This is a genomic window from Paludisphaera sp. (assembly GCF_037189885.1).
GTDB lineage: Bacteria > Planctomycetota > Planctomycetia > Isosphaerales > Isosphaeraceae > Paludisphaera.
Genome location: NZ_JBBCIR010000039.1, coordinates 82462 through 93816 on the forward strand (window position 1 = coordinate 82462; position 11355 = coordinate 93816).

Consider the following 11355-nt stretch of genomic DNA (forward strand, 5'->3'; position numbering starts at 1 on the left):
GGCACTACATGGTGGAGGATTCGATCTCGCGTGGACCAGCGCGACCCGGACGTGGGTTGAATACGATGCACGAACGCGGGTCGACCATCCCCTCGAACCATTCCGCCACGACCACGTCGGGAGGCCATGATCGGGCCAGCGAGAGGGTAGAGAACCTGAACGACGCGGAATTGGGAGCCATCCTCGCGAGTGGGGAAGGTCGGTCCAGCTTGAGCCACCGGAATCCCTGACGGCCAGCAAAACATCTTCGAAAACGACGAACGAAGCCAATCGAGTTTCAACGCAATAAGCCAACCTGCAAGGACTAACGCGGAAACACGCGGACAGCGCGTCCGACGAACGAAGCCAACTTCAACCCCCCGGTCGAGACCGCCGTCGGCATGGGGCGAGGGGCCTTGAAAATTCTGGTACACTTCGCTGGACGCCGGGGTTCGCGGTGAACCGTCCCCCGTCCGGCCGCCTCCATCTTCCATGGGAGCGGCGCCGCAGTCGCCGAGGCAAGGCAAGGACCGAGAATGGACGAGCAGCGCTTCTACATCACGACGGCCATCGACTACCCCAACAGCCGCCCCCACATCGGCACCGCGTTCGAGAAGATCGGCGCCGACGTCCAGGCTCGGTTCCGCCGGATGGAAGGCGCGTCGGTCCATTTCCTCATGGGCAACGACGAGAACACCCACAAGGTCACCCTCCGCGCCCGGGAACTCGGCCTGGAGCCCAAGGCCTACGTGGACGACATGGCCCGCCAGTTCCAGGAAGTCTGGGGCGCGCTCCAGATCTCCAACGACGACTTCATCCAGACCAGCGAGGAACGCCACCACGTCGGCTGTCGCAAGTTCATCCAGGCCGTTTACGACGCCGGCGACATCTACAAGGGCGTCTACGCCGGCCATTACTGCGTCGGCTGCGAGTCGTTCAAGACCGAGAAGGAGGTCGCCGAGGCCGGCGGCAAGTGCCCCAACCACCCCAACGCCGCGCTATCGTGGGTCGAGGAGGACAACTACTACTTCCGCCTCTCCGCCTACCGCGACAGGCTCCTGGCCTTCTACGCAGCCAACCCGGACTTCATCCAGCCGGAGAGCCGCCGCAACGAGGTCGTCAGCCTCGTCGAGACCGAGCTGCGCGACGTCGCGATCACCCGCAAGGGCCTGGACTGGGGCATCCGCGTTCCGTTCGACGAGGACCAGACCATCTACGTCTGGTTCGACGCCCTGCTGAACTACATCACGGCGGTCGGCTACGGAACCGACGACGACCGCTTCGCCCGGACCTGGCCCGCCGACGTCCACGTCATCGGCAAGGACATCACCCGGTTCCACTGCGCCCTCTGGCCGGCGATGCTCATGTCGGCCGGCGTCCCCCTGCCGAGGAAGGTCTTCGCCCACGGCTTCGTCTACCGCAAGAACGAGGAGACCGGCGAGGCCGAGAAGCTCAGCAAGAGCCTGGGGAACGTCGTCGAGCCGATGGAGCTGATCGACAAGTTCTCGGCCGAGGCGTTCCGCTACTACTTCATGAGCCAGTGCCCCTTCGGCGGCGACGGCGAGTTCTCCTTCGAACGCTTCGCCGACGCCTACAACAGCGGCCTGGCGAACAACCTGGGCAACCTCTACAGCCGCATCCTCACGATGTGCCTGAAGTACTTCCAGGGGGACCTGGGCCCCGTCGAGGGGATCGACCTGACCGCCTGGCGCCGCGGGCTCGACCTGCCGGCGCTGGTGGACGACGTCCGGGCGAAGGTCGGCGAGTTCGACTACACCGCGGCCATCCAGCGGATCTGGCTGGAGGTCGCGGACTCGGCCAACAAGTACATCCAGGAGACGCAGCCGTTCAAGCTGGCGAAGACCGACCTTGAGGCCACCCGCGTCGTGCTCGCCAACCTGGCCGACTGGATGCGGATCACGGCGATCCTGATCAAGCCGTTCCTCCCCAGGACGGCCGAGACGTTCCACGCCGCGTTCAACTTCTCCGAGTCGCGCCCCTGGGACGCCGTCTCCTACGCCGACGCGGCGGTCGCGACGGCGACGGGCTCATTCCGCGTGACGGCCCCGCTCGTCGACGGCAAGCCCGCGCCGCTGTTCCCGAAGGTCGAGGCCCGTTGAATCCGCCTTCGCGAAATCGCGGGGGGAAGGTAAAGTCCACCTCGCGACCGTCCCCGCCGATGGGATCGCTCCGCGACATCGGCCGGGACGGCGAAGCTCGGGCATCAATCCAGGACGGATCGAGGTGGTCGCCATGGAAGGGTCGAAGCGCAAGCTCATCGTGCTCTTGTGCATGCATCGGAGCGGGTCGAGCCTGACCGCGAACCTCCTCCAGCGGCTCGGCATGTCGCTCGGCCCGTTCGAGCTGCTCGGGGCGGCCCCCAGCAACCCCCACGGCCATTTCGAGGCCGTCCCCTTCTATCTGATCAACCGCAAGGTCCAGGAGTGGGCGTTCGGCTTCCCCGACGAGGCTCCCTGGGATCCCGCCGTGCGCGACCGCTTCGTCGAGACGCGAGGCGCGTGGCCGTCGGACCGCGCGATCCCCGACGAGTGGATCGACGAGGCGGAACAACTCGTCCGGACCCTGGTCGACAGCGGCCCGGTGACGGGCTTCAAGGACCCCCGCACGCCGCTGACCCGCCCCTTCTGGAACCGGGTGTTCGAGCGGCTCGACGATATCGAGGTCGTGGGGGTCAATCTGCTGCGCTCGCCGCACGAGATCGCGATGAGCCTCTGCATGCGGGCCAACGGGAACCTCCCCTACTGGACGGCTCTCGACATCGTCGGCGTCCACATGGACCGCATGAAGGCCGCGGCCGACGAGGGCGCCGTCGGCCACGTCGTCCGCTTCGGCGTCGAGCCGTACTGGGACGACATGAAGGCGCTCGTCGAGGCCTGCGGCCTGACCTGGGACGAGGAGACGGCGCGCCAGGTGTACGACCCCTCCTGCGTCCACCACAAGCCGGCGGCCGTGCCGCACCCGTCGCAGGATGTCCTCAACGAGCTGGGGAGCGACGCCTGGGCCGAGTTCGACCCGATCCAGAACGCCGCCCGGCTGGCCGCCGACGCCCGCAAGTCCGAGTCCGTCCTGCACGGCCGCATCGTCTACATCCAGGGCGAATGGGAGAAAGCCGCGGCCGTCGCCCGGCAGTTCCACGAGTCCGAGGCCCGCGCCGCGAATCTCCAACGCGAGCTGGACGAGACGCGACGGACGGTCGCGGAGGTCGAGAAGGGCTACCAGATCACCTCGACCTGCATGGAACAGTCGGAGAAGCACCTGGCTCGGGTCTCGGAAAGCCTGGTCTCCAACCAGGAGCGCCGGGTGGAGGCGGAGCAGCGCCGTGATCGGGCGGAGCAGCTCCTGGCCCACACCGAGGGGCTGCTGGCCCACGCCCAGGGGCAGCTGGCCCACGCCGAGAACCTGCTCGCCGAGGCCAACGAGCGCCAGGCCCGCATGGCCGCCGACTTCGAACGGCTCCACGCCGCGATCCAGGCCGACCATGCCCGCGAGGCCCAGCTCCTGGAGGCGCTGGCCGTCAAGGAGCAGATGCTCGACCGTTCGCGAGAGCGCGAGGAAAGGCGCTGGATGGACTGCGTCGCGTTGAAGGCGAAGCTCGACAAGTTCGAGTCGAACGCCATCATCGGCGCGGCGGTCCGGGGGCGTCGGCAGATCCGGCGCTTCTGGCTGAAGCTGCGGCACCTCGGCCCCAACGGCGAGCAGCGATCCTCGCGGGTCGACCGGCCGCTCTGATCGGGCGAGGCCCTCAGGCGAAGACCGGCCCGGGGGCCTCGACGACGAGCTTGCGATGCAGGTGCGAGACGATGCGGGCCGCCGCCCTGCCGTCGCCGAAGGCGGTCGCGAGCGGTCCGCGAGACTCGCCGCGGCCCCCGGCCAGCAGCCGCGAGGCCTCCCGAGCGATGAGTTCCGGGTCGTCGCCGACGAGCGTCGCCACGCCGCCCCGGAACGCCTCGGGGCGCTCGCTGACGCTCCGGAGCACCAGCACCGGCGTCCCCAGCGTGGTCGCCTCTTCCTGGACGCCGCCGCTGTCGCTCAGGATGAAAGCCGCGCGCTTCATCGCGGTCACGAACGGCCCGTAGCCGAGCGGGCCCACGAGCCGGACGCGCGGCAGGTCGCCGAACTCCGCGCGGACGACGGGCTCGACGGCGGGGTTGGGGTGGACGGGCCACAGGAACTCGACGTCCGGGTGGGCGTCGTGGACGCGAAGGATTCCCTCGCGGATCCGCCGCAATGGCTCGCCGTGGTTCTCGCGGCGGTGGACCGTCACCAGCACCAGCCGACGGCCCTCGGCCAGGTCGACCCCGAGGGGGGCCTCGCGGCGCGCGGCGTACAGCAGGGCGTCGATCCCGGTGTTCCCCGTGACGTGGACGGCGTCCGGCTCGATCCCCTCGCGCAGGAGGTTGTCGCGGGCCTCGTCCGTCGGGGCGAAGTGGATCGAGGCCAGGTGGCTCGCCGCCACCCGGTTCGCCTCCTCGGGGAACGGGGCGTCCAGGCGATGGGTCCGCAGCCCGGCCTCGACGTGGGCGAACGGGACGTCCCGCATGTAGCTCGCCAGCGCCGCGGCCAGGACCGTCGTCGTGTCCCCCTGGGCGATGACGCAGTCGGGCTCCTCGCGGCCGAGGGCGGCGTGGAGGGCCACGACCAGTCGGTTGCACAGGTCGGCCGGCGACTGCCCGGGCCGCATGGCGTCCAGGTCGACGTCCGGGCTCACGCCGAAGAAGTCGAAAAGCGGGGAGGCCAGGTCGCGATGCTGGGCCGTGAACACGAACCGCACCCGGGCCCAGGGCTGCTCGCCGAGGGCCCGCAGGATGGGCGCCGTCTTGATGACCTCCGGCCGAGTCCCGGCGACGACGACCACGTTCCTGCGCCGTTCGAACGGACTCATGAGCATCCTCCCTGGTGTGAATCGATGATCGGGCGCGGGTCGGCGCGGGCTCGTCAGCCCGGCCGCCCCGCCAGCTTCCGCCACGCGGAGCGGGCCGAGCGGTACGCCTTAAGGGCGGGCTCCGGCGCGTGCTCCTTGACAATGCGGCGGAGACCCGGCGTGGGCGCGACGACGGGCTCGGCCGCGGCCGCGGGCTCGACGGCCGGCTCCGGCGCGGGGGGGGCCTCGACGTTCGCGCGATACCAGTGCAGGAAGGAGGTCTCGGGGGTCGAGTCGTCGAACGGGTCGGCGAAGTAGTTCACCAGGTCCTCGCGCGAGCGGTAGACCTTGCGATGGGCGTCCTCGATCTTCAGCCCGCTCTTGTAGCGGGTATGGACGCAGGGGATCTTGCTCAGCGTGGATTGGCCCAGGCGCTCGCACTCGGCGATGTACCAGTCGCGGAACTCGAACAGCACCGGGCTGTGCGAGCCGTAACGCTTGAGCATCATGAGCTGGGCGCCGCTGTCGAAGCCCGAGAAGTGGTAGAAGACCAGCGGCCGGCCGTTGATCGCGATCCCGTAGGGGGACTCGCCGACGGCCCGGCGGTGGCTGAGGTTCCACGTCGAGACGTTGTACTGGGGGTCGCGGACGATCTTGACGGAGTCGAACATCGACGGCGCCAGGTCCATCCAACGCTGGTCGGTGAACAGGCCGTCGGCCACGTCGTCGTAGCACCAGCGCTGCAGCCGGTCGGACCACCAGTCGATGACGCGGCGGCCGGCGGCGTCCATCTTCGCGGCCAGGAACCCGAGGTTGTACGCCCCGTGCCGCAGGGCGATCCGCTCGTTGTCCCACATCGCCTGGACCTCGGACTCCGGCTCGATGGAGTGCGGGGTCAGCAGGACGCTGTCATGGTCGAGGGCGCGCTCGAGGTCGTCGAGGCGGCCGGCGACGATGATGTCGGGGTCGAAGTAGTAGATCCGATCGGCTTTATGGGCGTCGGCGATGTGCTGGAACGCCGCGCCCTTGACCGCCGTGCAGAGTTCCACGATCCGATGCCGGAACAGGAAGCGCGGCAGGTTCGGGATCGGCAGCTCGCTGACGTGGATGATCGTGTCGAACGCCGCGGTGACGACCGGGTCGCACGCGGGCATGTCGTCGGAGAGGACGAGATGGAAGACGGCCTCGGGATGCACGCGCTTGACGGAGTGGGCCAGGGCCGCGGCCTTGGGGATATAATTGGCCGTGATGCTCGTGAAGACGTGCATGGGCAATCCTTTGCGCCAGATGGTCCTCGGCGTCGCGGCCATCCAGGCCCCGCCCTCGCCGCGCGCGCCCGCCCCGGCCTACGAAACGGGCGCGGGGGGTCGCGTCGCGTGACTGTAATGGCTGGCCCTGATTGTGTCAATCGACGGCGCGCATGCCGATTGATCCGAGTAATCCTGGAGTGCCGGGGGGGGCAAGCCGAAGACTCTACCTGTCGAGGGCCCGGAGTACGCCCCGAGGGTGCCCCGGCGGGGAGTCGTCTAGGGATTTAGGCCGCGCTTCGAGTTGACAAAGCGCCGGCAAGCTGGCATTGAAGTCGGACGGACTCAGGGAGGGGGAGCCTCCGCCGCGCGGGACGCGCGACGGCGTCACGGGTCGGGCCATGCGGCGAGGGCGCCGCCGAGCCGCCGGTTCGCCGCCACGCCCGCGAGGGGAGGCACCCGAGGAGCGCTAAGGACATGGACGTCTCGGCCTATCTGTCGGAAGCATCCTTCTGGTCCCCCGACCCCGCCTGCGAGCCGCGCGGCCGCGGCCCGTTCGACCCTGTCGCGTCGTGGCTGGTCGACGCCGCGCGTCCCCGTCAGGTCGTCCAGCTCGGCTCGCGCGAGCCGGGCATCCACCTCGCCGCCCGCGAGGCGGTCCGCCGCCTCGGGCTCGACGCCGAATGCCTGTTGATCGACACCGAGGGGCAAGACGACTCGCCGGCCCCGTTCGGCGGGCCCGCCCTCCGTCGCGCCGGCGCGGCCCTCGACCGCGCGGACTCAGCCGTCTCCGCGCGGCCGAGCCTCTCCGGCCCGGACCCCCTCGCCGCGTTCGAGGACGGTTCGATCGACCTGCTGGTCGCCGCCGCCCCCGAGGACGCCGAGCGCATCCGGCGCGACTTCGACCGCTGGAGTCCCAAGCTCTCGGAAACCGCCATCCTGGCGATCACCGGGACGGGCGAAGGCCGGTCGCGCGCCGCGTTCCGGGACATCGCGACCGGACGCCCGACCTTCGAGTTCACGCACGGCGGCGGGCTGGGCCTCGTCGCCCTGGGTCGATCCGTACCCCCCGGCCTCGCCCCGCTGTTCGAGGCCGGCGCGGTCCCCTCGCGTCGCGACGCGATCCGCCGGACCTACGCCCGGCTCGCCGGGCATGACGGCGGGCCGTCCCCGGCGTCCAGGATCGCGCCCGAGGACCGGATCGTCCGGCGCGAGGAATTGCTGATGCTCCGCGAGGAGCTGTCGCGACTGGAGGAGGCCCATCGGGCCATCGCCCGCGAGCGCGACGGCCTGGCCCGCGAGCACGAGGCGCTCGCCCGCGAGGCCCCGACGCTGCGCCACGCCCTGGAGCACTATCGGCACCACCACGCAGTCGCCGCCGCCCAGCTCGACGAGGTCCGGCGGAGCACGGCCCTGAGGTTCATCGAGCGCGGCCGTCGCCTCCGAGACCGCCTCTTCCCGCAGAGCCGGCTGCACGGCCGCTGCCTGGAGCTGTCGATCCGCGTGGCCCGCGTGGCCGCCGCCGAGGGCCCGCGCGCCGCGGCCTCCCGCGTTTCCGGCCGCCTGATCGGCAAGGCGCGGAAGGTGTTGGGCCGCCCCGTCGCGGTCGAGATGTCGCCCGCGCCAGCCCCCGCGCCGGCGCCGATCGCCGTCCCCGCCCCGGCGCGGCGGCCCCGGTTCCTGGATCTCCCCTGGCGCGGGCTCGATCCCGGCGAGGGCCGGGCCTCGGCGGTTGGAGCTTTCAAGATACTTTTGGTCTCGCACGCCGCCTGCCGCACGGGTGCCCCGCTCTGCCTGCTCCGGCTGGCCGAGGAGCTTTCGCGGCTCCCGGACGTCGAGTGCTGGGTCGTCCTCCGCGGCGGCGGCGACCTCGAGCCCGAGTTCGCCCGACGCGCCCCGACGGTCGGCCTCTGGAACGTCGTCGAGTCCGGCGTCGCGAGCTGGGACGACGCGCCGGGCGAGATCGCCGCGCGGTTCCGCGAGTACGCGCCGGACGGCATCGCCGTCTGCAACACGATGGCCGTGAGCGAATTCCACCGGGCCCTCGGGCGGGAGGGGGTGCCGGTCCTCTCGTGGATCCACGAGCTGCCGACGTTCATCGGGATCCTCGGCGGCGCGGAGGCGATCGACCGCATCAAGGCCGCGAGCCGCCGCGCCATCGTCCCGGCCGACGTCGTCCGCGACGCCCTCGTCACCCGCTTCAACGCCGATCCCGAGAAGGTGCGCACCGTCCGCTACGGCCTGGAGGCCAAGACCCTCGACGCGTCGCGGGACGAGGCCCGCGAGCGCGTGCGCGAGGAGCTGAACCTCCCCGCCGACGCCCTCATTGTCCTGGGCTGCGGGACCATCGACCAGCGCAAGGGGGCCGACCTGTTCGTCCAGGCCGCGCGACGATTCCACGCGGACCCGAGGGCAGCCGCGATCGCCGACAGGACATGGTTCGTCTGGTTCGGCCACGTCGTCGAGCCCAACTTCCGCCAGTGGCTCTGGCACGACGTGGAGTCGGCCGGCCTCGGCGAGCGCGTCCTGTTCGCCGGGACGTGCCCGGACATGACCCCGAACCTCCTGGCGGCCGACGTCTTCGCGCTGACCTCGCGCGAGGACCCCTGCCCCTTCGCCAACCTGGAGGCGATGGAGGCTGCGCTGCCGGTCGTCGCGTTCGCCGGGTCGGGGGGAGCGCCCGAGGTGCTCGGCGGCGGGGGCGTCGTGGTGCCGTACCTGGACGTCGACGCCATGGCCGAGACGATCCGCGAACTCCTCCTCGACGCGGAGACGCGCGACAGGATGGGCGGGCGCGGCCGGTCGATCATCCGCAAGACGTTCACCTGGCCCCGCTTCATGGCCGATTTCCTGGGCATCCTCCGCGAGGACTACGGCTATGCCCCGGCGGTCGACCTGAAGGTCTCCGCGATCGTCCCCAACTACCGGCACGCCCCGTACCTCGAAGAGCGGCTCCGGAGCGTCTTCGAGCAGACGGTCCGGCCCCACGAGATCATCTTCCTGGACGATTGCTCGCCGGACGACAGCCTTGAGGTGGCCCGTCGCCTCGCGCCGGAGTCGCCGGTGCCGATGCGGATCGTGGTCAACGAGACGAACAGCGGCAGCACCTTCAAGCAGTGGATGAAGGGGATGGAGCTGGCGAGCGGCGACCTGATCTGGCTCGCCGAATCCGACGACGTGTGCGACGCGCGGTTCCTGGAGCGGCTGGTCCCCGAGTTCCGCGACCCGGACGTGGCCCTGGCCTACTGCCAGTCGGCGCTCGTCGGCCCCAACGGGGAGACCTGGGCCCCCGACTTCCTGGACCACACCGACGACCTGGCCCTCGATCGCTGGCGGTCCCGCTACAAGGTCGACGCCGCCGAGGAGGCGGAGGTCGGCCTGAGCCAGAAGAACACCATCCCCAACGCCAGCGCGGCGGTGTTCCGCAAGCCGTCGCGGCTCGACTTCGCCGAGGAACTGGCCGGGATGAAGTTCGCGGGGGACTGGCTGTTCTACGCCATGATCCTCCGCGGCGGGAAGATCGCCTTCGCGCCGGAGTCGCTGAACTCGTACCGCCGGCACGAGGCCACCGTCTCGTTCCAGTCGACGAAGGCCGACACACACGCCGAGGAGACGCTCCACGTCAAGCGCCGGGTCTTCGAGACCTACGACGTCTCGCTCAACGCCATGGCCCGAGGCCTGGGGCAGACGCTCTACGAGTACGACTTCCTCGGCGAGCGGTTCGGCCTCAAGCGTCCCCCGCTCTCGAACAACCCGAGGGCCGCCGGCCCGCTCTCGGAAATCCGCGAGCTGATGCGTCGCAAGCTGGACGCGCCCGGCGAGCTGCGGATCCTCCTGGTGGTCGACGGTCGCGAGACCGGCCTGGCGGCGGTCGCCGCGGCCGACCTGGCGAACGCCCTGGCCCGCGAGCATGCCGTCTACTTGTGTTGTGCCCACCCGTCGCGAGAGACCGCGTCCTCGTGGGGGGACCGGCTCGAGGGCCGCGTGGTGCTGCTCGAAGGGACGTTCGACGTCACCCCCTGGTCGGCCAAGCCGACCGGCGGCAAGCCCGCGAGCCGGGTGCGGACGACGATCCTCCAGGAGCTGATCCGGTTCCACGAGGTCGACGCGATCCACTCGCTCGGCGATGCGGCCGACCGTCTCATCGCCCACGTCAACGTCGATCTGAACGTCCCCTGGTTCGTCCACCTCGCGCCGGGGCACGACGCCTGGCTCGACGAGCAGCCCGCCACGGCCAAGCCGCGCGTCCTCCGCGCCGTCGACCGTCTCACCGGCATCTTCCACGAGGGCCCCATCGACGAGATTATCGAGGCTCGCCCCGAGCTGGCCGGGAAGCGCTGGACGCCGCTCTATCCGGGCCTGCGCGGCGCGATCCCGGTCGAAGGCCGGACGCCGATCGCGCGCCGCGAGGATGAATTCCTCGTCTATCTGATCGACCAGGGCCCCGAGGCCCGCGACGCCGCGATGTCGGCCGTCCGCGTGGTGAACCGGACGGCCTCCGGCGAGCGCGGCGGCCGTCGGGCGCGGCTGGTCATGGCGGACGAACAGGTCGACGCCCTCGCGCTGCTATCCCGGTGTGACGCGGCGGTCGCGCCGATGGCGGGGATCGGCGTCGGCGTCGCCCGCCAGGTCGCCGCGACCCTCGCCTGCCGGCTGCCGGTCGTCGCCCCCGACTCGGGCCCGGTCCATGAGCTGCTGACGATCGACGACCGCGCCGCCGGGATCGCCGCCCCGGCCGGGGCGGACGGCCTGATGGAGGCGGACCGCGTCGCCGCGTCGATCCTCCGTTACATGCGGGACGAGGCCCTGCTCGAGGCCCATCGCGATCGCGCGGCGGCCCTGTTCGAGGCCCGCTTCCACGTCGACCGTGCCGCCGAATCCTGCGTCGAGGCCTACTTTCACGCCCGCGACTTCCTGGTCTTCGCCAGCGAGGGCCGTCCGACTTCGGCGCCCCAGGATCGTACGCTCAAGGTCTCCCGCGAGAGCGCCTGAGCGGCGTCGGGCAAGGCGACCCCCGTTAGTCCTCGTGAGGACCGAGCCCCCCCTCTCCCCCTGGGCTAACGACCCGACACTGATTCCGGCATGGTCGCGAAGCGGGGCGGCGCCGCGAATGCCCCCCTTCTCCCCTCGTGGGAGAAGGTGGCCGGGGGACGGATGAGGAAGCGCGTGACCGGGGAGCGTTGGCGAAGGAATGGCATTTTGTGGTGCGGCCGTCTCGGCTGCACGTCGCGAGCTTATACGTGCAGC

The 11355-nt window shown here is 70.7% G+C and carries 5 protein-coding genes; 3 read left to right on the forward strand and 2 right to left on the reverse strand.

What is annotated here, in order from left to right; translation table 11 throughout:
• The first annotated feature begins 515 nt into the window (after window positions 1-515).
• Complete coding sequence (gene metG, locus WG209_RS13270; protein ID WP_337175531.1) at window positions 516-2099, forward strand: methionine--tRNA ligase; 1584 nt, start codon at window positions 516-518, stop codon at window positions 2097-2099.
• Window positions 2100-2232: 133 nt separating this feature from the next.
• Window positions 2233-3729: a hypothetical protein gene (locus WG209_RS13275; protein ID WP_337175532.1), complete on the forward strand. Its 1497-nt coding sequence runs from the start codon at window positions 2233-2235 to the stop codon at window positions 3727-3729.
• Between the two features lie 13 nt (window positions 3730-3742).
• Here WG209_RS13275 and wecB read toward each other — a convergent pair whose 3' ends face one another.
• Window positions 3743-4882, reverse strand: a complete 1140-nt coding sequence (gene wecB / locus WG209_RS13280) for a UDP-N-acetylglucosamine 2-epimerase (non-hydrolyzing) (RefSeq protein WP_337175533.1) — start codon at window positions 4880-4882, stop codon at window positions 3743-3745.
• A 53-nt stretch (window positions 4883-4935) separates the two neighbouring features.
• On the reverse strand, window positions 4936-6129 hold the full coding sequence (locus tag WG209_RS13285; RefSeq protein WP_337175534.1) for a glycosyl transferase: 1194 nt from the start codon (window positions 6127-6129) through the stop codon (window positions 4936-4938).
• A gap of 456 nt (window positions 6130-6585) precedes the next feature.
• Between WG209_RS13285 and WG209_RS13290 the strand changes: the two genes are divergently transcribed.
• Window positions 6586-11100, forward strand: a complete 4515-nt coding sequence (locus WG209_RS13290; protein ID WP_337175535.1) for a glycosyltransferase — start codon at window positions 6586-6588, stop codon at window positions 11098-11100.
• The last annotated feature ends 255 nt before the right edge of the window (window positions 11101-11355 follow it).

What these genes read in the sequence shown, in the direction of transcription:
- WG209_RS13290 (WP_337175535.1), top strand. Translation starts at nt 6,586, where the DNA reads ATGGACGTCTCGGCCTATCTGTCGGAAGCATCCTTCTGGTCCCCCGAC.
- WG209_RS13285 (WP_337175534.1), bottom strand. Translation starts at nt 6,129, where the DNA reads ATGCACGTCTTCACGAGCATCACGGCCAATTATATCCCCAAGGCCGCG.
- WG209_RS13275 (WP_337175532.1), top strand. Translation starts at nt 2,233, where the DNA reads ATGGAAGGGTCGAAGCGCAAGCTCATCGTGCTCTTGTGCATGCATCGG.
- metG (WP_337175531.1), top strand. Translation starts at nt 516, where the DNA reads ATGGACGAGCAGCGCTTCTACATCACGACGGCCATCGACTACCCCAAC.
- wecB (WP_337175533.1), bottom strand. Translation starts at nt 4,882, where the DNA reads ATGAGTCCGTTCGAACGGCGCAGGAACGTGGTCGTCGTCGCCGGGACT.